Source organism: Mesorhizobium sp. 113-1-2 (assembly GCF_016756475.1).
Taxonomy (GTDB): domain Bacteria; phylum Pseudomonadota; class Alphaproteobacteria; order Rhizobiales; family Rhizobiaceae; genus Mesorhizobium; species Mesorhizobium loti_C.
In genome coordinates this window covers 7,376,681-7,402,730 of sequence record NZ_AP023242.1, presented here as the reverse complement: position 1 = coordinate 7,402,730, position 26,050 = coordinate 7,376,681, and the positions used below count along the sequence as shown (strand labels likewise).

12 protein-coding genes and 6 pseudogenes are annotated in these 26,050 nt (G+C 60.9%); 11 read left to right on the top strand and 7 right to left on the bottom strand.

From position 1 onward, the window contains the following. Positions 1–15 precede the first annotated feature (15 nt). From JN279_RS35540 to JN279_RS35520, 5 genes and pseudogenes are all read right to left on the bottom strand, one after another. Positions 16–471: pseudogene (locus JN279_RS35540) on the bottom strand (transketolase family protein); the annotation flags it as partial. Positions 472–561: 90 nt separating this feature from the next. After that, positions 562–1,242 (bottom strand): plasmid pRiA4b ORF-3 family protein, encoded by a 681-nt coding sequence (locus JN279_RS35535; protein WP_096453902.1) that lies wholly within the window; start codon positions 1,240–1,242, stop codon positions 562–564. 66 nt (positions 1,243–1,308) lie between these two features. Then, positions 1,309–1,965 (bottom strand): annotated as a pseudogene (locus tag JN279_RS35530) (TniB family NTP-binding protein); the annotation flags it as partial. A 1-nt stretch (position 1,966) separates the two neighbouring features. Next, positions 1,967–3,614 (bottom strand): annotated as a pseudogene (locus JN279_RS35525) (transposase). Between the two features lie 113 nt (positions 3,615–3,727). Further along, positions 3,728–4,350, bottom strand: a pseudogene (locus tag JN279_RS35520) (IS6 family transposase); the annotation flags it as partial. A gap of 390 nt (positions 4,351–4,740) precedes the next feature. Here JN279_RS35520 and JN279_RS35515 point away from each other — a divergent pair. After that, positions 4,741–9,951: a Ulp1 family isopeptidase gene (locus JN279_RS35515; protein ID WP_446720439.1), complete on the top strand. Its 5,211-nt coding sequence runs from the start codon at positions 4,741–4,743 to the stop codon at positions 9,949–9,951. Between the two features lie 46 nt (positions 9,952–9,997). Here JN279_RS35515 and JN279_RS35510 read toward each other — a convergent pair. Both JN279_RS35510 and JN279_RS35505 read right to left on the bottom strand, forming a co-directional pair. After that, positions 9,998–10,563: pseudogene (locus JN279_RS35510) on the bottom strand (ISKra4 family transposase); the annotation flags it as partial. Positions 10,564–10,569: 6 nt separating this feature from the next. Beyond that, a pseudogene (locus JN279_RS35505) lies at positions 10,570–11,428 on the bottom strand (transposase); the annotation flags it as partial. A gap of 116 nt (positions 11,429–11,544) precedes the next feature. Here JN279_RS35505 and JN279_RS35500 point away from each other — a divergent pair. From JN279_RS35500 to xopAD, 10 genes are all read left to right on the top strand, one after another. Continuing rightward, the gene (locus tag JN279_RS35500) at positions 11,545–11,820 is read left to right on the top strand and encodes a DUF4158 domain-containing protein (protein WP_010913953.1); all 276 of its coding nucleotides are present in this window, start codon (positions 11,545–11,547) and stop codon (positions 11,818–11,820) included. Positions 11,821–11,919: 99 nt separating this feature from the next. After that, on the top strand, positions 11,920–12,450 hold the full coding sequence (locus JN279_RS35495; RefSeq protein WP_197535288.1) for a hypothetical protein: 531 nt from the start codon (positions 11,920–11,922) through the stop codon (positions 12,448–12,450). Next, positions 12,341–14,401, top strand: a complete 2,061-nt coding sequence (locus tag JN279_RS35490) for a Tn3 family transposase (protein WP_202351480.1) — start codon at positions 12,341–12,343, stop codon at positions 14,399–14,401. The genes JN279_RS35495 and JN279_RS35490 overlap by 110 nt, the downstream gene beginning before the upstream one ends. A gap of 41 nt (positions 14,402–14,442) precedes the next feature. Next, positions 14,443–15,315 carry a tetratricopeptide repeat protein gene (locus JN279_RS35485; protein WP_202351479.1) on the top strand — a complete coding sequence of 291 codons (873 nt, stop codon included), beginning with the start codon at positions 14,443–14,445 and terminating at the stop codon, positions 15,313–15,315. A gap of 174 nt (positions 15,316–15,489) precedes the next feature. Next, entirely contained in the window at positions 15,490–16,020 is a 531-nt protein-coding gene (locus JN279_RS35480) for a recombinase family protein (protein ID WP_202351478.1), read from the top strand. Positions 16,021–16,030: 10 nt separating this feature from the next. Next, positions 16,031–16,957, top strand: a complete 927-nt coding sequence (locus tag JN279_RS38465; protein WP_010913958.1) for a hypothetical protein — start codon at positions 16,031–16,033, stop codon at positions 16,955–16,957. Between the two features lie 89 nt (positions 16,958–17,046). Beyond that, positions 17,047–17,394: a hypothetical protein gene (locus tag JN279_RS38460; protein WP_010913959.1), complete on the top strand. Its 348-nt coding sequence runs from the start codon at positions 17,047–17,049 to the stop codon at positions 17,392–17,394. A 23-nt stretch (positions 17,395–17,417) separates the two neighbouring features. Continuing rightward, the gene (locus JN279_RS38455) at positions 17,418–17,744 is read left to right on the top strand and encodes a Ulp1 family isopeptidase (RefSeq protein ID WP_052292101.1); all 327 of its coding nucleotides are present in this window, start codon (positions 17,418–17,420) and stop codon (positions 17,742–17,744) included. Beyond that, the gene (locus JN279_RS35465) at positions 17,741–18,061 is read left to right on the top strand and encodes a helix-turn-helix domain-containing protein (RefSeq protein WP_096453910.1); all 321 of its coding nucleotides are present in this window, start codon (positions 17,741–17,743) and stop codon (positions 18,059–18,061) included. Before JN279_RS38455 ends, JN279_RS35465 begins: the two co-directional genes overlap by 4 nt. A 513-nt stretch (positions 18,062–18,574) precedes the next feature. Further along, positions 18,575–25,633, top strand: a complete 7,059-nt coding sequence (xopAD, locus tag JN279_RS35460) for a XopAD/skwp family type III secretion system effector (protein WP_244734301.1) — start codon at positions 18,575–18,577, stop codon at positions 25,631–25,633. Positions 25,634–26,050: the final 417 nt, after the last annotated feature.

The following is a 26,050-nucleotide window of genomic DNA, read 5'->3' as shown; positions in this document are numbered from 1 at the left end:
ACCGACCCACGGGGCGCCGATCATCGTGTGGTTCTCCGCAACGACCACCATCCGTCCAGCCCGGCGCGCGGCGGCAAGGATTGCGTCCGTATCGAGCGGCTTGATGGTCGGCACGTGCAGCACCGCGCAGTCGATGCGGTTCGCTTCAAGCGCCTTCGCGGCCTCCAGCACGCGCATGGTCATCAGCCCGCTGGAAATGAACAGCACATCCGCACCGTCGCGCAGCAGCCGCGCCTTGCCGATCTGGAATGTGTAATCATATTCGTCGAGCACGACGGGGACCTTGCCCCGCAACAGCCGCATGTAGACCGGCCCCTTGTAGTCCGCGATCGCCTCCGTGGCCTGTTCGATGTCGAGCGCGTCGCATGGATCGATGATCGTCAGGTTCGGCATGCCGCGGAAAATCGCGATGTCTTCCGTCGCCTGGTGGCTGGGGCCGTAGCCGGTGGTCAATCCCGGTAGCTGCGCGATCGGGCCTGCGGCCCCAGCCTTGACCGTCACTGCGCGCGGCAGCCAGAGCGAAATAGGTCGGGACGAGGAGATGGTCGCCAATCGGCCGAACTAGGAGATGGTCGAAATGAAGTAGGAGCTGGCTTGACAATCATCGCCCCATACAAGTGTAGCTCGGCCTTTGATCCGAAACAGCAATTCCTGTAATTCCCAAGCGCGGTCCGGATCATCGAGGACCGCAAGGGACCGGGTGTCGCCGATTTCCGTGATGAATTCCAATGCTGTGGCGAGATCCTCATGGAGGTCAGGCCCGAGCGCCTCGTCCCTCTGCCACATCCAGGCTTCCGGTCCACCACAATCCTCAGGCGGACAGTTGCCGTCGCCGCCCGTACACGCCGGATAGTGAGCTCCGGGTTTGACAGGCCGGCGCTGCTCTAGCCGGACCTCGTGCTCCCAAGGGAAGTTGAGGTCGTACTCGTACAGGAACCGGCTGCCGTTACGCAGTTGCAAATTGCCAAGTGGGATAGCCGGAAAGCGGGCACCCGCCTCCCACGAGCCGTACCGCACCGTGTGAATGACGAACTGGTAAAGGTGTATGCCTTCCCATCCCATCGCGACCTGAAGGACGCCATGAAACTCGCGTAGCGTCATCGTCGAGGGAACCTGAACCCTACGCCACACCATGGGGCTCACGTCCTTCAGCCAGATGCGGAATTGCAGGATGGAAATCTCATCCTCCGAGGCTGCCGCCTCTCCGGCAGTTTTCGTCGCTGCCCGTTTTGCCCTTTTCATATCCGCCGGCCCCGTCAAAATTCAACGGTGACGACATACTTCGTTCCAGCCCGCCCCACAAATCCTCATGCTCCCTTCGAGACTGTCGAGCAGCGCAAGAAGCTCCTCGTCATATTGCCATCGCGGTACTACCTGCAGATCGAAACGGGTCGCCATTTCCGCGGTCTGGTTGATGAAATCGTAGACGGCGACCTCCCCGATCAGAACCGGCGAAATGTCGAACTGGCGGCCGATTCTCCTCAGCAACGAAAGAACCGCCTCGACGTCGCGGGCCCTGCCACGCAGCGCATTGTGGAATTCGTCGAAGATCAGAATCCTCGGTTTCAGGCTGTCGAGCAGGTGGTCGATTTGCGCGGCCTTGCGACCGACATCCCGGCTGCTGCCGGTTGGAGCGCGCAGCGCCTGCAGGATGCTTTCGTAGAAATGGGCCAGGCCGGCGCCCTCGTGCGTCTGCACCACCCACACCCGCTGTTGCTCCGTCGCTCTCAGGTGCCCGACGGCAAACCGTTCGGCGATGATCGTCGTGCCATTGGCGTAGGGCCCGACCAGCATCAGCCCTTTGGTCCGCAGCGCTGGCGGCCGGGCCAGCAACGCGGTAAGACGTTCATGCGCCTGGATAGCAATCTGATGACCGATCCATCGCGGCGCCTGGATATAGGCGATCCGCTCTTCCACGCTGCGGTCGAGATACGGACGGACATGATCGAGCAGATGGTCAGCCACGTCACCAATCCTCGACCGGCAGTCGGCGTTTCCGGCGTGCGGGATGCTCGGCAGGCTCCGATGTCGCCGGACGCATCGCATCATAGGGCTTGGGCGCCTGGGTAGCGTGAGTCTTGCGCACGGCATTGCGCAGCTCGATTCTCGACGGCTTTTGTCGAGCGCCGATCTCCGCGATCTGCCGGCGCAGCGTCACCTTCTCAACATCCGTTCGCGCATTCGCGGCCCGCCGCCGCCAGCGGTCAGCGTCGTGTTCCCACAACGTCGTGGGAGCGACCGTTCCGTCGCGCCGCCCTACGGGTCGGAACTCACGGGTCTCCGGATCCAGGATGTAGATGTGACTGATGTCGCGAGGATCATATCGCAGATCGAGCTTGCCGAGCCGGTCGCGTTGCGGCACCAGTGCTCCCAGCCAGGGCGAGTAGTAGTCGAGCGCGAACATGCTGACACCTTGTGGCGACAGGCGCCTTTCAGATCCAGGCATGAATGACAGCAGGATCCGCAGGGGCTCATCGTCGAAGCAGGCAAGACCGCGCCTGCCGTTCCCATTCTGTCGCGGGTACCGTCAATGTCCGCGCGTTTTCCTGCAGGTTGTGGTCAATCACGGCGAGTGTGATGCATCGCTCGAGATCGGCGAAGCTGAGACGGGCTCGTCGCTCAGCAGGATATTGGTCGCGGTCCGCCACTGAGCGCCCGGTCGAACCGGGCTGCGTTGCAAGAACGGCGTTGAGTTTCCCGAGCAGCCTTTCGACCACGCCGCCCTGGTGGACGCGGCCGCGGTCCCGGTATCGGATGCGAATCCCATAGTCCTCGCACCCACGCCGGAAGGCGCTTCCTTTGAACTCCTTGGCGGAGTCGGTGACAAGCGATCGCGGTCGACCGAACATCGGCCATCCATGTTCGATGTCGCGCGCAGCCAACCACGGTTCCTTCGGACACATGGCCTGCGCCAGGCAGAGCGCGACCGACAGCGCCGACGGTTTTTCCAGGGTTAGGCAGAAGCCGAGAATGCAGCGCGTTGCCACGTCGGTGACGATCGTGAGATATGCCCGGCCGACAAAGGTTCCGTCGTCAACGACCTCCACGAAATTTATGTCGGTCGGCGTGTGATCGATCTGGCAGACATCGAGCGGGCGCGCCGCGTGGATGTATCCCGGCCGCGGCTTGAGCCGATGGAGGTGCTTTGGGTTCGCGGATCGCTTCTTGGCGATCTCCGCAGGACTGAACAGCATGGCTATGCGGCGGGCCATAGTGAGGTAGGACGGAGGAGCCAGGCCTGCCTCCTCGCAGCGGGCGCGGATCTCGGCCACGACAGGGGCGAGCGGCGGAGCCTCCAGCACCAGCCATTGCTTTCGCAGTGTTGCCGCGATGATCTTCTCGATGTCCTGCTCAAGACGCTTCTTCCGCGCTCCGTCGCGCCGGGGCAGAAGCGACGTCACCGTCCGATCGATATGGTAGCGCGCAAGCAGATTGTAGACCTGTCGAGTCGAGAGACGCAGCTCGGCGGCCGCGCGTACGATTGCCGCTCGGCGGAGACCCGACCCGTCGAGAATCCTGTCCAGTTCGCGCGCGATACGACGTGCGGCCAACCATGCTTCATCGGAGTATGACGCGGCGGTAGCCGGTTTTCGGTTGTGCAATAGGTTTGGCAAAATTGAGCAGCAGTGAAATCGTTAGCGAAGAATCGTGCCCTTCGTAGCGTCTAAACCTAAACAACACATGACATTTCGACGTTTGAAATCGGGAAGTAAAAGCGACAATCGTGGCGGGGAACGTTAAACAGGTTGGCGATCGGGTCGTGTACGGAAACGAAAGGCTGAAGATGTCGCGCTGACTTGAAGCGCTTCATGATCCTCTCCCGCCGCGGGCCGGGTTGATGAGAGTTCTCCGCCCGATTGTTCGGGCCCTGTGCGAGCGATGCTCGACGCTTGGCATGATCTCCCGCTTCGCCGCACCGTAGGATCGAAGCTTGTCGGTGATCATCACACGCGGCGAACGGCCTTGGCCTTCAGAAGCTTTCGCATCAAGCGCTTTGCCGCCTTGACATTGCGACGGCTTTGCACCGACACGTCGAGAACAAACCCGTCCTGATCAACGGCGCGCCAAAGCCAGTGTTTCTTTCCACCGATGGTGATGGCAACTTCATCGAGATGCCATGTGGCGCCGAGCTTGCCGGCCGATCACTTCCGGATATCATTTGGCAAAGTGTCTGCCAAATTTTTCAGCCCAAAGTCGCACGGTCTGGCGAGAGACGATGACGCCACGAGCTGCCGGCATATCCTCGACCATCCGCAGGCTGAGCGGAAACCGGAAATAGAGCCAAACGGCACGGGCAATCACCTGCGCCGGAAATCGGTGGCGACGATAATCACGGGAAAATCTGGTCATGCCGCCAGATCCCACATTTTGATCGATGCCCGGTTAACGTTACGGTGCCCGTCAGCTTGTCGTAAGCCAACCAGATGACACTGAAGGTTAAGCGCCCGTCTCGCGTATCCCGTCCCTTGGCGATCAGAAACTCCACTACAGGTGAACGGCTATGGGAATTTGCATCTCCAAATCCTCCGGATCGACTCGACATGCCACATATGACACGGAAGAGTCGCAAGGCAGACAGGCGCCCTCCCGGAGCCGGCACCCTTGACGGAAGCAGAGGAGGGATTCTCCGCAGAATCTCGACTCGATGAGCCGCTGCGCGGATTGGCGCAGGACTTTGACGATACAGTTTGATGCGAGGCTAGTGTGGACCAGCGAAAAATTACATCCCGTGTAACAGCTTTGCCGCAGGTGCAGGACGCCGGCTTGGAAGAGGGGCAAGCGGTCCAGGCCCGGCAAGTGGGCTTTGAGCAGCACCTTGCCGAGGCCCGGAGGCTGTTCGATCAAGCTGACGAGTCGCCAACCAATCCAGAGGAGCTTCTGCGACTGGAACAGGGGTTCCGCGAAGTGCTTCAGCGACGGCAGGATGATCAAGTGGCCCAGGCGCTCCGGCCGCTGTTCGATGATCGAGCTGACGAGCCGCCAGCCAATCCAGAGGAGCTTCTGCGACTGGAACAGGGGTTCCGCGAAGTGCTTCAGCGACGGCAGGATGATCAAGCCGTCTCGTCTTTTTTCAGCGACCCAGGGATGCCCACTGGACCGGGTGACCACAGCAGCATCGTGACGGACGCTTTCGCAGCGGCCGGCTCTGGGCACGCCGGAGTTGAGGCCGCCGCCCCGCCAGTCTTGGCTGCCAGCCAACAGCAGATCCGGCCCTCGCCGGATGCGCTTGACCAGGGCAACCACCTGCCACCCCAGGGGGGCATCATCAACAATGAACATTCGACGGCGCCGTTGCGGCCAGCGAAGAGGCAGAGGGCCGTGGATAGGCCGCAAGCCGTCGCCATTCAGCAGCAGCTGAGCGAAATCGGCAATTCAGGCGGCCGCGTGCCGATACAGCCCCCCACGCAGCAGTTGGGTGAATTGCCATTGCAAGGGGTACCGGTTCAAGGGACAGGGTCCGAACACATCGGAAGGCTGCATGCGGGGGCCGCGCCCTCAGCAAGGTCCGAGGCGCCCCCGGCTGCGATCGAGGACTCCATAAACGTTTCGTTCGCCGTCCCCAAAGGCTTTTCCCATGGGACTCAACGCGTCCCAGACGCGATGCTCCCTTTCTTGGACCGCCCTGGCCCCTTGCCGGATGCTGGCCAAGCGCGGCAAGCGGGCTTTGAGCAGCACGTGGCCGAGCCGCGCCGAGCCGACCCGGTTGCGAGTGGCGCCCGTGCTTCCCGCTATCACCATCTGTCCGACGAACACCGGGACCTTATTGATAGAGCGATCGCCCACTCCCAGGAAAAATATAGCGAGACCACGGCCCGAAAATACACGTTTGCACTTAGCCGGTTGGCGAATGATCTCAGCGCTCGTGGCCAAGCAATCGATCTAAGAAATCACAAATCCCTGGTCGATCACCTCGATGCTTTCTTTCCGAAAGACGTTGATATGAAGAGCGCTTTGAAGGCCCTGCGTGCGTATCATGAGCCGGGCTATTCAGCGACTGCTGGCGGCCCTGCTGCCAGCTATCCCCATCTGTCCGCCGAACACCGGGACGTTATTGACAAGGCGATCGACCGCGCTGCGGCTCAGCAAAACCAGAGCGCGGACACGCTGCGAATATACTCGAATGCGCTTCGCCGATTGGCGAATGATCTCGGCGCTCGTGGCCAAGCGACTGATCTAAAAAATCACCAATCCCTGGTCGATCACCTCGATACTTTCTTTCCGAATGACCAGAACATTAAAACGGCGTTGAACATCCTACGTGCGTATCATGATCCGGGCAATGCAGCGACTGGCTGGTGGCCAGCGGCGGTGCCGTCAAAGGCAGATGCGCGTATCCTGGAAAAATTAAGCAGTGACAGCGGGTTGGCCTTAAGCACCCGTGTCGTCTATGGTCGTCTTCTTCGCAGATTTTCTGAGGAGCTCGAGAGTCGGGGCCAGACGATCTCTGGGCTGGATCACAATTCGCGGACCGAACTCGCCGAGGCGTTGTTTCCAGGCAACAAGAAACTCCGCTTCGCGCTGCAGCGGGTTCACAATGCGGAGGTTCCCGAGGCCTTGCGGCCGCTGTTCGATAATCGAGCTGACAAGCCGCCAACCAATCCAGAGGAGCTTCTGCGACTGGAACAGGGGTTCCGCGAAGTGCTTCAGCAGCGGCAGGGTGATCAAGCCGCCTCGTCTTTGTTCGGCAACCCAGGGATGCCCGCTGGACCGGAGGATCCTAACAGAAGCGTGTCGGACGCTTTCGCAAGCTCTGGGCACGCCGGAGTTGAGGCCGCCGCCCCGCCAGTCTTGGCTGCCAGCCAACAGCAGATCCGGCCCTGGCCGGATGCGTTTGACCAAGGCAACCACCTGCCACCCGAGCGGGTGATCATCAACAATGAACATGACACAGCGCTGTTGCGGCCAGCGGAGAGGCAGAGGGCCCTGAATACGCCGCAAGCAGCCGCCATTCAGCAGCCGCTGAGCGAAATCGGCAATTCAGGCGGCCGCGTGCCGATGCAGCCCCCCACGCAGCAGTTGGGTGAATTGCCATTGGAAGGGGTACCGGTTCAACGGACAGGGTCCGAACACATCGGAAGGCTGCATGCGGAGGCCGCGCCCTCCGCAAGGGCTGAGGCACCCCCCGCTGCCATCGAGAACTCCATAAACGTCTCATTCGCCGTCCCCAAAGGCTTCTCCCATGGGACTCAACGCGTCCCAGACGCGATGCTCTCTTTCTTGGACCGCCCTGGCCCCTTGCCGGATGCTGGCCAAGCGCGGCAAGCGGGTTTTGAGCAGCACGTGGCCGAGCCGCGCCGAGCCGAACCTGTCGCGAGTGGCGCCCGTGCCACCGGCTATCGCCATTTGTCCGACGAACACCGCGACCTTATCGATAAGGCGATCGCCCACGCTGCGGCTCAGCAAAAATATAGCGAGAGCACGGTCCTAAAATACAGGTATGCACTTCGCCGATTGGCAAATGATCTCGGCGCTCGTGGCCAAGCGACTGATCTAAAAAATCACCAATCCCTGGTCGATCACCTCGATGCTTTCTTTCCGAAAAACGATGATATGAAGAGGGCGTTGAACGTCCTGCGTGCCTATCATGAGCCGGGCTATTCAGCGACTGTTGGTGCCCCGGCTAACCGCTATCCCCACTTGTCCGACGAACACCGGGACGTGATTGATAAGGCGATCGCCCATGCTGAGGCTCAGCAACACCATAGCGCGCCGACGCTCCGAATATACTCGAATGCGCTTCGCCGATTGGCGAATGATCTCGGTGCTCGTGGCCAAGCGACTGATCTAAAAAATCACCAATCCCTGGTCGATCACCTCAATACCTTCTTTCCGAAAGACACTGACATAAGGGATATAAGGCCGGCGTTGAACGTCCTGCGTGCGTATCATGAGCCGGGCTATTCAGCGACTGGCCGGTGGCCAGTGACGGTGCCTTCAAAGGCAGATGCGCATGTCTTGGAACAAGTGACCAGTGACAGCAGCTTGGCCCCAAGCACCCGTGTTGTCTATGGTCATAGTCTTCGCAGATTTTCTGAGGCGCTTGACAGGCGGGGCCGGACGATCTCTGGGCTGGATCATGATTCGCGGATCGAATTCGCCGAGGTGTTGTTTCCAGGCAACGATTATCTCCGCTGGGCGCTTGAACGGGTTCGCGATGCGAAGCCTGCGTCAGACAGGATCGTGGCGGACGCTTTGGCAGCGGCCGGCTCTGGGCACGCCGGAGTTGAGGCCGCCGCCCCGCCAGTCTTGGCTGCCAGCCAACAGCAGATCCGGCCCTGGCCGGATGCGCTTGACCAGGGCAACCTCCTGCCACCCGAGCGGTTCATCATCAACAATGAACATTCGACGGCGCCGTTGCGGCCGGCGGAGAGGCAGAGGGCCCTGAATACGCCGCAAGCCGCCGCCATTCAGCAGCAGCCGAGCGAAATCGGCAATTCAGGCGGCCGCATGCCGATGCAGCCCCCCATGCGGCAATTGGGTGAATTGCCATTGCAAGGGGTACCGGTTCAAGGGACAGGGTCCGAACACATCGGAAGGCTGCATGCGGGGGCCGCGCCCTCAGCAAGGTCCGAGGCGCCCCCGGCTGCGATCGAGGACTCCATAAATGTTTCGTTCGCCGTGCCCAAAGGCTTCTCCCATGGGACTCAACGCGTCCCAGAGGCGATGCTCTCTTCCTTGTACCATTATGGCCTCTTGCCGGACGCGGACAAGCCGGAATGGAACTACGAGATTAAAGGCCACGGCTACACCGCCCGGTGGCCAGAGGAGGGCAACGACGTTTGGCTCCTCCATCGCGGAGCGATAAGGGAAGCTGGAGCGGCAGCAGTACCGGCAAGGGCTCCGGGACCCGCCTTGCCAGCGACCGCCAGGCTCTCAGACACCCATCTCGGGGTTCCGTTGGTCGATCTGACCACCTCCTCCGATGCACACATCGAAGCCCTTCCGTCAGGCTCGTCCAATCTCCCCCGGGGGGCGGTGCTCGGGGCCACCCAACTGCTGGGCGACGAACATATCCAGAGGGATTACGAATTCCTCGAGCAGCAGCTGCAGCAGGCCGATCCAGCGCTCGCCGCCCGGACGCGGCTGGTCGATCCGTCGGTCTCCCATCTGCTGCGCCACATGGAGCAGCAAGACGCGCGAGGCACATTGCAGTCGATTTATAATCGAAACGCCGGCCCATCCGACTTCCTGTTCGTGCCAGTGAACGATGGGGTGGGTATTGACCGCGGCACCCATTGGTCGCTGCTCCTCGTAGATCGCCGCGATCCGGAAAGAGCGGTCGCCTATCACTACGACTCCATCCAGCAAAATGAACAGCGATACAACGACGCGCCTGCACGAAAGCTCGCTACAAGACTGGACGCGACCCTGGTAACACCCGACATGGCGCAGCAGAAAAACGCTGTTGACTGCGGCGTCTTCGTGGTGGACGGCACGCGCGAGCTGGTTCGTCGATTGGCGAACGAAGAGCGGCCAGACCAGCAGCTGCCGCTGCACCTCAACTACCTCGTCGCCGATCGGCAGGCGCTGCAAAACCGACTGAGAGAGGGGCGCTTGCCGTACGAGCTTGCCGCAAGCCCTGCCGAAGCTTTGGCAGCACCCGGGTCGCAGGTGCAACACGCCGCCTTGCAAGAGCAGCAAGCCAGACAGGTCGCGCCAGCGCCGTTGGAACGGCACTTGGGCAAGACGCGCGAGGCCGAGGACAAGCTGACGAGTACACTGGACAGGAGCAACCGCGTGAACAGCGGGGGCGTCGTCATCAACACTGAACGTTACACAGCGCCGTTGAGACCGGCGAAAAGGCAGAGGACTGACAATTCGCAAAGCCTCGCCATCGGGCGGCAGCCGAGCGAAGCAAACACAACGTCCATCGGCCAAGCCTCCGATCAAGCCCGAGCGGACCTAATGGCTTCCTCCAGAAGCAGAGAGCGCTCCGACGCGGGACGTTGAGCTCGATGGCTGGGATGAACCAGAACAGCTCTTTGCCGACGGAGAGGCTGATGCGATCTCCGGCCCGGTAGCTCTCGCCGTAATTGATCAGGCTGGCACTGTTGGAAGGCGATGTAGGCCTGGAACTCGCCGATTGGGGGTCAGGAACTTGCGCATGTTCGGCTAGCCTGTGTCGAGACTTTCCGCGTCGAGCTGCAGCTCGGCGATTTCGTCACAGATGCCATTTGATCCTGCGCAAGGTTGCAAGCAGGTCCTGTCCGGTCTGCTCGTCGTGGTTGTCGAGCCCTTGCGCGAACTGGCGAAAAACCGTGATGCGCATGGTGATATGGAACCAGTCGAGGACATGCTCGCGCCGGTGCGATCATTTCCGCGAGCGAGCGGACTTCTTCCCCCCGTCGGTGATTAAGGTAATATCCTGATTGGCCCGGACGCCCTGCTTCTTGAGATGGTCGAGAATGCGCCGTTGCAGCTCGCGATCATAGCCGTGGACGAAACCGATGTAGCGCGGAGCGCCGTCTTCAGGCAGCGAGCGGCCTACGATCAGCTCGAATTTTCTTCCGGTCGTCACGGTGGCGGATGTACTCGGGAACCGGGCAGGTTCATCCAGTCGCGCGGGCTGCCGTACATTGCGCGCTTGAGGGTCTTGAGGCGGTTGATCTGACCTTCGGCCTGTCCGTTGCTCCAGGGCAGCTCGATGGCGTTGTTGTCGGAATGATGTCGGAGTCGATTGCATCGTCGATCTAGGGGGCCAGTGTTTCCGACCTCCTGCTCCGAAGGATACCGTTGAAGCGCATTGCCAAGGCGTCGCATCTCGGCGAATGCGTCAGATCCCTGCTTCAGGGCATCGACTTTCCTTGCTTGTCGAGGCGTCAGCAGGCCTCTTGGCTTTATGTACAGCGCCGCGGCAACAACTGGCGAAATCGCGTGGCCGGTATCCGGATCTCGAACGGGTCCCGAGCTGATCGCCATCGAAGGAACATCATCGGCGCGCACTCTTTCGGCCCGCCGCCAAGCTCCCAGCAGTCGCTCCAGATTGGAGAAGCTGCCGGTGTAGCCGCGCTGCTTGACATCATGAAAAAGATGCCGTCCGCAGCGGTTCCCTTACTTCCAGCATTGGGCAAGGAACGTTTCAAAGCACCATGGTGATGTGGGGTTCAATGCTGCTCGCCGCCTATCTGGTAGGATAGACCCTCCTGGCGTAAGGACTATGCGCGAGACGGGCACGCCGGCGATGTGTCGCAGCGTCGACAATAGCGTCCTCGGACAGGATGGGTCTTGAAGCACGTCCACTAAGGCTCATCTGTTCCTCGATTGCCGTACGAAGATTCTGGACCAGATGAAACCGGTCGGCCACCTGGTGAGCCTGCGGTGCGCCTTCACGGACGGCCTGCGCATACAGGCGGCAGCGGTCTCGGCTGACGACCTCGACGGAGGGATGATTCCGCAGCCACCTGGCTGCGCTATCGACACTCCGATCATGGCCTAATCGGCCCCAAGCTGCGATTTTGGCCAAGTTGTGGAACGTTGCCGGAACAGATTGACCGGTATGGCGTCGGCGCTTGAGAATTCACTCTTGGAAGAGGGAGTGGATGTATGGGTTTGCGCGTTTCGCTCGAGGTGTTGACCGGGGCGTGGAGCCTCTCTTTTGCCGACATCGACTTTTTGAAGGTCAAGGCGGCCGGGTCGAGGCTTGGACTGGCGGTTCAACTGAAGTTCTTCGCCGCGAACGGATATTTCACCACCGCGGCGGCTGAGGCCCCCGATGACGCGGTTTCGTATCTGGCCGAGCAGCTTGGCGTCAGCAAGGCAGATCTCTGCCGGTATGATTTTTCGGGGCGTTCAGGGCGGCGCCATTGCGCCGAGATTTAGCGCCATCTTGGTTTCCGCCGGATGAAGCGGGCGGATCGAGCCGCACTTGCGAGCCGGATAGCGACGGAGCTTTGCCCTGGGGGAGCATCGGTCGCAGCGATGATGGAGGCTGTTTTTCTGTTGTGCCGGGATCGCAAGATTTTCGGTCCGTCGCGAAAGGAGATGGAGCGGATAGTGCGCTCCGAGCGGCAACGCTTTCTGGAATCCTTTCTTGGCGGTGTTGCGGATCGGCTTCGCCCGGAAACGGTCGCGCTGATGCAAACATCGCTGGCCGATCCAGATAGCCCGACCGGGTTCCATACGATCAAAGGAGATGCGGGTGCAGCCACGCTGGACAACATGCTTGCCCTGGCTGATCGGCTTGCCTTCATCAAGAAGCTGGATTTACCGCGGGATCTTCTATCCGCTGCCGGCAAGACCTGGATCGATCAGATCGTTCGGCGGGTCGGCGCCGAAAAAGCGTCGGAGATGCGCCGCCACGCCCCGAGGCGGCAACTGGGGCCTCCATACCGTTTTCCTGATGATGCGGGAAGCACAGATCATCGACGGCATGATCGACCTGCTGGTGGAGACCATCCACAAGATCGGGGTGCGTTCGAAGCGCAAGGTGGTGGGCGGCATCGCGCGTGACATCGAGAAGGTTTACGGCAAGGAGCGGCTGCTGGTCGATATCGCGGGTGCCGCGATCGAGGCGCCGGGTGGCCGGGTCTGCGATGTGATCTTTCCGGTAGCGGGCAAGGAGAAGCTTGCGGCGATCGTCAAGGAGCATCGGGCGAAGGGCACGCTCGAACGGCGCATCTACCAGGTTATGCGTGGATCCTATGCCGGTCACTATCGAAGAATCCTGCCGAAGCTTCTTTCGGTTCTGGAGTTTCGTTCGAACAATGCCGTGCATCGGCCCGTGCTTGGGGCGTTGGACTGGATCAGGCGGGCCTTCGAAACCGGTTGCCGCGTGGTGCCGCGGAACGGGGTGCCGATCGAAGGCGTCATTCCGCCGAAATGCCGCGGCGCGATCATCGGCAAGGACGGACGCATCAACCGGATCAGCTATGAACTGTGCGTGCTCAGTCAGTTGCGCGACCGCATCCGGGCCAAGGAAATCTGGGTGGTCGGGGCGGACCACTATCGCAATCCGGACGACGATCTGCCCAAGGATTTCGAGAGCCGACGGGCGGCCTACTACAACGCGCTCAACCTGACGTCGGATGCGCGAGCTTTCACGCGCAAAATCCAGGCCGAGCTTGAGCGGGAATTGCGGCTGCTGAATGCCGAACTCCCCCGCAACGACAAGGCACGCATTCTCTGGCGCGGCGAGAACCGCATCTCGATCACGCCGTTCCAGCCGCTGCCGGAACCGCAAGGCCTACGATCGGTCAAGGCCGAGATCGGCCGGCGTTGGCCGATGACGGAACTGCTGGATGTGTTGAAGGAGACGGCGCTCGACACCGGCTTTCTGGACGCCTTTGAAACGTCGGCTTCCCGTGTGGCGCTTTCGCGCGGTGCGCTCGACCGGCGTCTGATCCTGTGTCTTTACGGGCTGGGCACGAATGCCGGCCTGAAGCGCGTGGCGGCCGGATGCCCGGATGTCAGCTACGAGGAACTGCTTCATGTTGGCCGGCGCTTCATCCATCGGGATGCGCTGGAGGCGGCCTGCGGACGTGTTGCCAATGCGACGCTGGCAATCCGCAACACCGCCATCTGGGGCGAAGCCGGCACGGCTTGTGCCTCGGATTCCAAGAAATTCGGCGCCTGGGACGGCAACCTTATGACCGAATGGCATGTCCGCTATGGCGGTCACGGCGTGATGATCTACTGGCACGTCGAAAAGGGTTCAACCTGCGTCTTCTCGCAACTCAAGCGGTGCTCGTCCTCGGAAGTTGCTTCGATGATCAAGGGCGTGCTTCGGCATTGCACCGACATGGAGATCCAGCGGCAGTATGTCGACAGCCACGGCCAGAGCTCGATCGGCTTTGCCTTCTGCCATCTGCTCGGGTTTGAACTGGCGCCACGCCTTAAGGCGATCGCCCGGCAGACGCTGGCGCTGCCGCATCCAGGCCTGCGCGCTTGCCCAATCTGCTTCCCATTCTTTCCAGCGTCATCAACTGGGAGGAGATCGAGCAGAATGCACAGCGGGTTAGCCGATCCCGAAGCGATCCTGCGCCGCTTCGCCCGCGCCGAGGTGATGCACCCGACCTATAAGGCACTCGCCGAACTCGGCCGGGCGATCAAGACGATCTTCCTTTGCCGGTATTTGCGCCACGAGAAATTCCGCCGCGAAATCCACGAAGGCCTGAATGTGATCGAGAACTGGAACAGCGCCAACAGCTTCGTCTTCTTCGGCAAGGGTGGCGAGATCGCCTCGAACCGGCTCGATGAGCAGGAGATATCGGTGCTGGCCCTGCATCTGCTGCAGGCGTCGCTTGTCTATGTGAACACGCGCATGATGCAGTCGGTGTTGAGCGAGCCGAAATGGTCGGCGCGGCTAACGCCGGAGGATTATCGCGGCCTGACGCCGCTGATACGGGCACGTCAATCCTTATGGCCGCTTCAACCTCGACCTGAACAGCAGGATCGATTTTGAGCAGAAACAAGCGGCGTGAAGCATCGAAGGGAATGGTAGAAATGCCTGTATCGAAGAAGCCCCGAAAGAAGGCAGTGGCGAAATCCAAGAAGCCGGAAAATGACTATGCTCTGCCTCCGATGCCGGACCGGCGCGGCATGGAGGGGTTCATGGCAGGTCTTTTCGGCGGAGGGCGTGGGAGCGACCCGACGGACGCTGCGCAAGACATCATGTATGAGGCTTGGGAAGCAACCAGTCGCAGCAAGCGTATTACGCTGGCCCGGAAAGCGCTTAAAGTCTCGCCGTTGTGCGCCGACGCCTATGTGCTGTTGGCCGAAGAAGAGGCGGGGTCTGTCGAGGAAGTGCTGGACTATTACCAGAAGGGCGTCGCGGCGGGTGAAGAGGCGCTCGGCCCTGACGGGTTTGAGGAATATGCCGGTCGCTTCTGGGGTTTTCTCGAGACGCGCCCCTACATGCGGGCGCGGGCAGGTCTTGCCGCGGTACTCTGGCGGCTTGGTCAGTACCAGGAGGCCATCGACCATTATCAGTCAATGCTCAAGCTCAATCCGAATGACAATCAGGGCATCCGCTACGTGCTGGCCGGGCATTTGCTGGCGCGCGACGATATCAAGGCCCTGAGGAAGCTTCTCAAACAGCACGAAGACGATGGCGCTGCTGCATGGCTCTACACGCGGGCACTTCTTGCCTTTCGTGAAAACGATCCGGGCGCCGGCAAGCTTGCCGAGGAGGCCTGGCTCGCGCACAGCCATGTGCCTGGCGTCCTTTCCGGCAAGCAGCCTTTGGTTGCTTCCATCGACGGCTATATCACTTTGGGGGGGAGGATGAGGCAGCTGACTACGTCGACGAAAACGGCCAGGCCTGGCAGGCCACGCCCGGTGCAGTCGCGTGGCTGGCGGAGGTTACCAGAAAGCTGAAACCACGACGACGGCGTAACTGACCACCGGAACCGATGGGCGTGTTCTAATTTGGGTATACCCGGCCTGAACACCCCCCATGAACACGTCGCAACCGGAAAGCCTGTATATTTTGGGCTCAATCTTCGTTAATGAACAGAGCATCGCGCCGGCACACCCAAAATGAACAGTTGCATGACCCGCATCGGATACGCCCGCACCTCCACCCCTGACCAGAACCTCGCCGCGCAGATCGTCGCGCTCAAGGCCGCCGGCTGCGAGGTCATTCGCGAGGAGCAGAAGAGCGGCTCTACCCTGGAAGGCCGTCCGCAACTCAACACCATTCTCGACTTCATTCATGCTGGCGAGACGCTTGTCGTCACCCGGATTGACCGCCTGGCCAGATCGCTGCGCGACCTGCAGATGATCGTGGACAAGCTCAAGACGAAGGGCGCGCATCTCTCCGCGACAGAACAACCTGTCGATACGTCGACCGCCGCCGGTAAGGCCTTCTTTGACATGCTTGGTGTCTTTGCCGAGTTCGAGACCAATCTGCGGCGCGAGCGCCAGGCGGAGGGAATCGCTGCCGCCAAGAAGCGCGGCACATACAAGGGCCGGCCGCCGAAAATCGACCGCGACACGATCCAGCAAAGGCTTAAACAGGGTCAGGGCCCAACACAAATCGCCCGCGATCTCGGCGTCTCACGCGGTATGTCTATCAGGTGAGGAAGGGCAAATGACGAAGGGCAGGCTCATAACCCGTCTGACGCCAGCGACATGCGAAGAGATCCAGACCCGCATGCTCGAAGTCTGCCAGAAGATCGCTGAGGACCACGGCCTGGTCATCGAGGGCGCCGGATGGCGCGGCACGGATACCGGCTTCTTCTTCGAGCCCGTGTTCCGCGTCAGCATTCCCGCTTCCGACGGCACCGCATTCAATCTCGAAAAAGACAGGTTCGAGTTCTTGGCAGAGCACTTCGGATTGGCCCCTTCGGACTTCGGACGCGAGTTCCGCACCGGAAGCGAGCGATTCCGGATCACCGGCATCGATCCAAAGCGGCCACGCTACCCGATCTCCGCTGAGCGAATTCCCGACCGCAGAGGGTTCAAATTTGCCGCCGAAAACGTCGAGCAGATGCAAGCTCCCACCCCGTCGTTGTCCGCGCCGCAGCGCGGCGCACAGCCCAGCTCGTCGCAGGAGCTTCCCGCAACCCCAGCTACGCCGAGCTCGGGAGCTTGGGATGGGGACAGGCTTAGGGAGCAGACACAACAACCCGAGTCATCATCGTCAGCCGACGCTGCGGCGTCAAACATGTACGACCGCCTTGACCCAGTGCTTGATCCGAATGCGCTCACAGTGGCTAAGTTGAGCAGCGATGCGCAATCTGTGCTGGCGCCTGGCGTTGCTAGACCGCCTTCGTTCGTTGGGCCAGCAGGCCCCCCCGACCTACAGGACATCGGACCTATCGTCGGCAAGGGCTGGCGCCACGGCTCCCAACCGGCCTCGAAGATCCTGATCGAGGAGCTGGGTAAGATCAATCTGCTGCCGAACCAGTTCGGCCCAGCCCAGTTCGCGATCAACAGAGAGCACTACTCCGCCACGTTGGGTCGGGAGGGCGCAGGGACGTTCGCCTCATCCATCATGCTCGCTCCGGGCAGATAAATGAAGCTGGTCCGTCACGTCAGCCGCCGCGTCTGGAGGCCGGAGCACAGGTACCTGCCGGCTGGAGCACCGCGAGTGTTGGCTATCCGGTGCCATCCACCCCGAAGCTGCATGCTCATTATGCGCCCGCGCTTCCGAGCACATTCTCCGCTGATCAGATCGGGGCGTTGAAAGTCTCGTCCTCCGACCCGAGCGGGCGGACGCTCGGCGCCAGGGAATTCCTGGGCGATCAGCACATCCAAAGGGATTACGAGCTCCTGGGAGAGCAGTTGCAGGCGCGCGATCCAAATCTCGCTGCTCGGACGCGGCTTGTCGATCCCCTCATAGCCCATTATCATCTGCGCCTGGGCGAAGTGAGCGAGGCGCAGCGCGCATTTCGGCGCATCGTCCAAGATCCCAATCGTAATGACACCGCCACTTCCTGTTTCTGCCAGTGAGTGATGCTAGCCGTGCCGATCGTATGGCCCGCGGCACCCATTGGTCGCTGCTGCTCGTTGATCGCCGCAACCGGCAAAGCCCGGTTGCCTATCACTACGACTCCTACGAGGGAGGCAACGACCGCCAAGCTGCGATGCTCGCAACGCGGTTGGGCGCCAACCTGCAACAAGCGAGCATACGTCAGCAGGAGAACAAATTTGATTGTGGCGTTTTCGTCGTGGACGGCACCCGGGCCCTTATTGAACGATTGGTGAAGACGGACGGGCAACACATAGCAGATCTCAACGACCTCGTCCCCGATCGCCGGGATTTGCAAGGCCGACTCAGAAATTTTCCTGGCCGCGGTTGACGGCGACCAGAGCAGCTCTCGCGATCAGCGCTTGTCGCGGCGAGGCGGTCGCACGCAAGCAGGGCCAGCCATCTGGCTCGAAGCTCGACCCGCACGAACGCTTCATTCTTGGCCTGATTGAGGAGACGCCGGACATCACGCTTGCCGAGATCGCCGAGAGACTGGCGTCCGGGCACGGCGTGCGGGTTGTTCCTTCAACGGTGTGGATGTTCCTCGACAAGCGCGGCGTCACGTTCAAGACGTATGCCCGCCCGTCGGCAAGAGGTTTATTTCTGATGGCGGCTGGTCTGCATCAACGTATACGGCGTGTCGGCTGAGGGCCTGGGCCGGTAGCGCGACGCCGTTGCTGCGGAAGAATATTCTACACCGGCGCCCTTCCGAGCGAGAATAGCTTCGCCATCACGAGAAGTCCCGGCGGTACCGCCAGCGGCAAGTTCACGCGCCACTGGCGGGCAATCGCAGCAAAAGCCTTAGCATCTGTCGCCTCACTCTTCAAAGCCAAGCGGCACGGCTCTGCCAACCTTCGTCTTTGCCTCGTCAGAGCATATTCATCGTCACGCATCATCAGCGTGGCTTCGCCGAGGCTTGTCCACAGCGATCTCGCTCACCGCCGCAGCTGGCCCGAGATAGGGGCAGCTCCCGGACGTCTGGCGGAATAGGTGAACGCAATGCGACTCCAGATAGACCCAGGTCAGAGTCACGTCAGGTGAAGGGGATATGTTCGATCCCAGAGCGCGCAGGTTGGGCAGATCCGCGCTTTGCGGGTTGTGGAGGGCGCCGTGTGCGCCACGCATTGTAATCGGCGCGCATTTCTCGCCTGGAGACGGATTATGACGGGAGTTGACCGGCGTTTGAATGCGCCTAGCGGATCAGGCACGCACCGGGCTGAATCGGATCATGGCGGTGGTCAAAAAGGCTCGACCTTCAGTTCTGTCGTTCAGGGCTTGCGCTCTGAAGATCGAGAGTTAGGGGCATCCTCAGCTGAAAGGCCACCTTCGGCCAGCGATGTCCGGCGCCGCACGTCCGGCGATCCCTCCGTCAATAGGTGTGACGGCCAGCCCGTTTTTCGCGACTTGCCGCATCTGGGAGCGACAAATCGGCAAGAAAGTTCGTCGCGTTCCGGTGCAGAAGTCCGCAATGCCGATCAGTCCAGGAGTTCACAACAAAGTGGTCCTTCCTCGCGCAGGCAGCCCGTGTCGGGCCTGGATCGCAGACCAAAAAGGCGGCGCCTGGACGATGTCGCCGCGCAGAGCGTGCAAAGTGCAATCTCAGAAGAACAATCTAACAACGCACTACACGCCATTTGTTTTGCCCGTGACATTGAGGGGTTCTCGCGTGCAGTGGTGGAGCATGACAGACGGCTGCAAGGGGCGGGCGACGAGGTCCATGCAGCCTTCCTGCAAAAGGCCGCCGCCCAGTTCAAAGCTCAATTTGTCACATGCTTCGAGGACAATATCCGCCGCGGGCAATCATGGGGCTACGCCACCGCATGCAATACGGTGAGTCGTGAGGCTGGAGGTCAGGAAGGTGTGGAAGCTTGCAAGGCGATGGCAGCTCGGGTGTCGCAGCTTCCTAGTGCGTTAATGTGCGAAGTAGACCCCAAAGCCTTTTCGCTCTTTTCGGCATCGTTTGGTCGGCATCCGCAGTCGAGAACATGCCGAAATGGAACGATCAGAATCGCCGAATTTTGCCGCGATGAGGGCAGGACACTTGGCGTACTGCAAAGTCAAAGTCTGTCGTTGCTGGTGAACGGTTTCAGCAAGTGGCCGCAGCGGTCGGAAACTCGTGACGGTACGGAAGCCGTCGCCAGTGAGGTCCGTCGTCGCGAGGACCGCCGTTTCGGGCTCTCTGATTTTAGGGAGCAGCACCTGGCTAATCTGGTGAACGGTTTCAGCAAGTGGCCGGAAAAGGAGTGGTCCCGCCAAGCCACCGGAACGATTGCCGGTGAAGTCCTTCGCCGCCGTAACCTCGGGCTCTCAACTTTTAATCACCAGGACTTGGCCAACCTAGTGAACGGTTTCGGAAAGTGTGCCCAAGAGGAGGTCTGTTGCCAAGCCACAGTTGCGATCGCGGGCGAGGTCCTGCGCCGCGACCGCCGTGCCCGGCTCTCCGAATTCACCCACCAGGAACTGGCGAACCTGGTGCAAGGTTTCAGCAAATGGCCGGAAGAGCAGGCGTCCCGCGAAGCCGCCAGTGCGATGGCCGGTGAGGTCCTTGGTCGTAACCGGCGTGCCGGCGTCGCTGATCTTAATCCCCAGCACATGGCGACCCTTGTGAACGGTTTCAGTAAGTGGCCGATAGAGGAGCGGTGTCGCCAAGTCACCGGAGCGATTGCCGATGAGGTAGGTCGCCGCGCCGCCCGCGGCAGGTTCGGGCTCTCTGATTTTAATCATCAGGACTTAGCGAACCTCGTGAACGGTTTTAGGAAATGGCCGGAAGGGGCGGTCTACCGCCAAGCCACAGCCAATATCGCCACAGAAGTCTCTCGCCGCGCCGGCGAGCAAGGGCTGTCTCATTTTACTCCGCAGGAGCTGGCTAACCTAGTGAACGGGTTCGGCAAATGCCCGGACGATGCCGACTATCATCACGCCACAGTCGCGATCGCCAGTGAGGTCATCCGCCGCCGCGCCCAACTCTCTGCTTTCAGTCATCAGCACTTGGCAAACTTGGTGAACGGTTTCAGTAAGTGGCCACAACAGGCGGACTGTCGCGATGCAACACTGGCGATCGCCAGCGAGGTCTTTCAACGCGACGACCAGTTCTCTCATCTTACTCAGCAGGCACTTGCGACATTGGCGAACGGTTTTAGCAAGTGGCCGGAAGAGGCGGCGTCTCGCCAGGCAACAGTCGCCATCGCCGGGGAGGTCACCCGCCGCGCCGGGCGCGGCGAGTTCGGGCTCTCTGATTTCAATGACCAGGACCTGGCGAACCTGGTGAACGGATTCGGCAAGTGGCCGGAAGCGGCGTCGACTCAGCAAGCCACAATCGCTATAGCCAGCGAGGTCCTTCGCCGAGGCACCCGACTCCGTGACTTTACTCACCAGCACCTAGCTAATCTGGTGAACGGTTTCAGCAAGTGGCCGGACGGGGCGGACTGTCGCGACGCCGCGATCGCCATCGCCGGTGAGGTCATTCGCCGCGGCGCCCGACTCTGTGAGTTTAGTCACCAGCACCTATCTAATCTGGTGAACGGTTTCAGCAAGTGGCCGGTCGGGGAGGACTGTCGCAGAGCCGCGATCGCAATCGCCGGGGAAGCCCGTCAGCGCCAGCTCTCCGATTTCGCTCCGCAGGGAGTGGCGACCTTGATGAACGGCTTCACCAAGTGGCCGGAAGAGTCGGCGTGCCAGCAGTCCACGATGGACATCGCGCGCAGATTGGGTGCTCGAGAGCTACGATTCGGTGTGTTCACGACAGCTCAGCTAAGTATTCTCGCCAATGCTTTGTCGCGAATGATCATGAAGGCAGAAGACACTGGGGATATTACGGACGCGGCTCTGCCGAAGGATCGCTTGCACAAGCTCGCTCATTACCTGCACTATGATGATGATCGCCTGGCGCAGGCTGACGTTCTAGACATCACAACCGTTTTCAAGGCACTTGGTAAGGCTCGGCTGTCTGATGATCTCGGTTTGCTCGCACCGACAGGCTTGAACCGCCTCTCGGAATTGCGTCAAGCCCCTGATTTTACGACCCACAACGATCTGGAAACCATGGCTAATCTGTGTGCATCTCTGCTGCCGCTGGCTCGCAGCCCACAGAGGCCGCTGCGCTCGCACCGCACGCAGGCCCTCAATCTGCTCAACGACCTCCAATCCGTGCTCGAGCAGAAGATCGAGGCGCATCTGAACGCAAGCGATGCCGAGCGGACCCGTGGACCGCTTGCCAGCCGCCGCCCCGCTTTATCGATCTATCAGACGCTTAAGGCCCGTGCGGTCCTGGAGAGACTATTCAGGTCACCGTATGTCGAGGGCAAGAGGTCCGACTTGCGGGTGAGGCAGCAAGCGCTGGAGCGCAAGACGAAGGAGATCCTGGACAGCACGCGCGGCCTCATTGAAAGCGACCTTTCCAGCATGAGCTGGAACCTGATCGCGCAGATCGAGGCGGAGAATCCAGTGGATGCGCTGGACTTTTTCATAGAGCAGGATGCGGCGACGATCCAGGGGCAACATCCAGCATCGGTCTTCGACGTGTATCAGGTCCTGCGAACCATGGATCACGAGCCAAGACCGCCGCAGGGTGACGCAGGACTGATGCAGTTGCCGGTAGTTGACATGCAGGGACGGCCGGTGGCCACCGAGCCGGAGAGACGGTATTCGATATTTCAGCGCCTGACTGCCGGGGCTTTGCCAGTCGTTGCGGTCCAGATGCCAGGAACGCCGAGCGCCTTCATGCTGGCGCGTACGGTGAACGTCAACGGTGTGCCATACCGCATGGACCTGTTCGGAGGCAGCAAGTTAAAGCCGCCGCGATTGACCGTGTCTCAGATTGCGGCCCGTGCTCCAGGCGAGCTAGCTAAGCTTTCCGGGGGAAAGCTGCTGGCGATTCCGTATGTCGATACCGCACCGGGCACCGCCTTCGAGCAGCTGTCTCGGACTTGGGCCCCTTTCAAGGAGGCCTATTATTATACCCAGCGCAGGGGTTTTGCGGCGCCACCGGCGATCAAGGGCCTGGGAGTTCACGACTACGCGCTGGAAGGCGCCTTCAAACTGTCGCTGCTGCCGGACCGTCCCGCCAACCAGGAGCATCCCTTCAAGCTGAGGGGGCCGGACGGTCCCATTGCATTGCGACCGCATGACGGCTGCGGTTTCATCAGGGCCTCGCTAGCCAACCTTATGCCAGCTGTATGTCGCGCCGGCGAGCAGGGTCCTGATCAGATGTCTGCCTTTGGTGAGGGAAGGAAATCATCCCTGCCAGTCTCGGCGCTGCAACACTATCCGCGCTGCGACCAAGTGGCGGATGAGGTCCGTGAAAAGGCCACGGCCTGGCTCGAGAGCCAACAAGAGCCAACGTTGACCACCGAAGAGCTGTTTAGAACGGTGACGGCCGGACACATCGATGGTCCCGGCGCGGTTGCCGTACCCTCCAACGATGAGTGTCTCCATGTGCCGACGCTGAAGAGCGAAACATTGACGGGGACGAGCGGCGTGCTGGTCGGGCGCTCGCCCTACGATAAGCCGAACCTGCGCCCGTTTGCCGCCGAGCGGGTCAAGTTGGCCGTCGACGGCGATCCGACCGCTGTATTTCTCGATAACTGCACGGCCATTCAATACAGCTTCAATGTCGCCCAGAAGTCGGGGAGGGAACTGGCCGCCGACGATCCGACTTTCTTTGCCAAAGGCATCCTGATCGTTGTACCGGATAAGATGTGGCCGGCCGCCTACGCCGACCGTGCGCTAATCATGTCTGCCGAGGACGTCAAATGCCATGCGAGCTGGACCACGAGCAAGGACCGCGTCAAGGTGGACACGACGGTCGACTGCCTCGGCATCCTGCAGGCGACCGAGGTGTTTGCCCCGGGCTCGTTGGTTGCCGTCCCAACTGGTGAACAGAAGAAACTTGACGGCGACTTCGACGGAGACAGCCTCGTCATCGTCGGCGACCGGCCACAGCTTTACGAGCATGTCAGGCAATTCGATCAAGAGGAGCAAGCTCGCGGATTGCGCTCGCTCAAGCCGCCAAAGTCGCACACGCCGGCGATTGAGGATGGTCGCTACAAGTTCGGGCGCGCCAGCCAGATCCTCGCCGCCACGCGCAATGTTCTGGAAATCTATACTTGTCTGCAGCGAGACTTTCTCGCTCAATCCCATGAAGCCCGACAGTGGTTTGCCGAGCGTGCCATCTTCGGCACGTACGAAGGCATTCACCAAGAGCTCAAGCGAGACATCCGAGGCGTGTTGGAGCAGGAACAGGTCAGTGCTCAGAACGTCCAGGAGACGCTTGAAAAGGCGCGGCACGACATCCAACTGGCAGACCATCCGGTCGCGCGCGAGATTGCTGAGTTGCTCCACGCTGAGCTCGAGACGTGGGCCGCGAGGCTGGATGAGCAAGCTCTGCCCGAACAACTCCTGCCCGAAACAGTCGTCAGCCTGAGCGAGGCACCACTCGCGATGAGCCAACCGCTTTGCGAGCTGTTCCCGGAGCTGGCGGAGATCTATTCGGCAACGGCTCAGCCACGCGACCGCGTCCAGCTTCTTGTCGACCGTTACCCTACGCGCATTGCCCCGCGACCGGATGGATACAATCCACACGACCTCGTGCGGAGTGCAAAGAATCTCCTGAGCCTCGGTATCAAAGTCGGAACTGACGCATATAAATCGGACACTGGGGCCCACATCTTTATGTTCAAGAGCAGGCAACTTCGGCGCCTGCTGCAACAAACACCAGGCTCGAAATCGGTGCCCTACACCAAGAGCATTGCGGCTACCCTCAACCAGGGTCGGTTTGATGTCGATGCCACATTGCAGGATCTTCAGGACAATCCGACGCTGGCGGCTTCAGTTATGCAAGCTTCGATCAAACTTGCTGCCGAGCGAGGCTTTCTGCCTCAACCCTCGGCTCGAGGGGCTTCTGCCGATGATTCAGCCACGACGATGACCTTGACTCCCGAGCTGGCCGTACAGCGAGCTCAAATGGAGGCTTGCCGCGCCCGAGCCGAAGAGAAGGACATCACCCCGATGGTAATCTCGGTTGCCGAAGCCCTCAGGAGAGCCGATATCAACGTGAAGATGCCCCATCTCGCTGAGCGTTTGAGATCGGAAAGCTCGATGACAGGCCAGCTCACCGGGATACAGGCCCCGTTTGAAGCCGGCGCCCAGCTGATCAACAACGCTGTACGCCACTGCTTCCAACTCCCTGATAGAGATTTTACCCGTGCCTTCAAGAAAGCCATTATAGCCTTCGACGAGAGCGGGCATTCTGAGGTCAGCACGACCAACTGGTTCAGGACGCGATCGCCGACCTTCGTCGGCATCAAGACCGTGCTCGCCACGCCGGGGGGCTACCGCTTCGAGGTGGAGTTCCACACTGCAGACAGCTACAAGACCAAGATTTACAATCACGACACCTACAAGGAGCTGCAGAAGCTGCAGGAGCTGCAGCGAGAGAGCCAAGATCCACTGGATCAGTCTATAGCCGAGCAACTCTTGGAGCGCGTGCGACAGGCCTGCAACAAGGTCATCATCCCTCACGAGGCCATAGAGATCCCCCACTGGGAAGCCCACGCCGATAGCACAGTTGGTGCCAGCCTACGTCGTCGGTTGCAAGTCGCCCCGCCGAGACGAACGGAGCGCTCCCCGATCGCAACAGAGATTCTTGGCGCGTTGGGCGCGCGATCGATCGTGCTCGTCGGCGTGAAAGGCGCAGGGAAATCCAGTTTGGGCCGTGCACTCGCCAAACGACTAGGAATGAGGTTCGTCGATTCCGATAGAAAAATCGAGGCGAAGACCGGCAAGTCCGTAGCTAAGATCGTCGCTGAGGATGGGGAGGCCTATTTCAGAGATCTTGAGGTGAATGAGATCAGGCAGTCACTCGAACTGGGGTCGGCGGTGCTCGCAACCGGCGGTGAAGCGTTCATGATCGAGGAGATCCGGCATTATGTCGGGGAGAAAGCCGTCTCGATCTGGCTCAATACCAGCGAGGACGTGATCAGGCGGAACCTGAGAGATAACATCAGAGGCCCAAAGGTGCAGACCGCCGACCAAGCCCAGACCATCACAGACCTGATGCATGTGCGGAATCCAATCTATACACTTGCCGATCTCACGATTGCCCCGCAGCATGAGCGGGATCTCAAGAACGCGAATGCTTGCCTGACCGCGCTGCACGCCTATGTTTGCGGTGGGGGCAGGGCGGTACCCAAGCTCGTGACCTCATCCGGGGTCGTACCATGACGGCCCCGTTCAACTCGGCCGCGTGCGGAAACGGGAAAGACGCTGATCCAGCAGACCCCTTGGTGATCTCCAGCGCCTCCGCTCACTGAAATCGGCACCGTGGAGCATATGATAGCTGAACGTCCCGGCAAAGATCAGAGGAACCTACCTCAGACACCCGCCCGAAATCGGCGAGCAGATTGTCTGTCAACCCATGGACATCGCGAAAGTCTTGACCAGCTGACTGGTCGGCATGAGCAGCAAACGCCACGTCCGGCCACAAAATCAACGGCGGCCGTCAGAAGGTCGCCGAGTGGATGTGGCACGAACTCGGCGTCATCGACCTGCGCGAATGACCGCTATCGCATTTGTCCCAAGCCCGACCACGGCCGAGATGAAGCCGCGCCACAGGGTTGATGCTAGACGGGCGCCGATCAG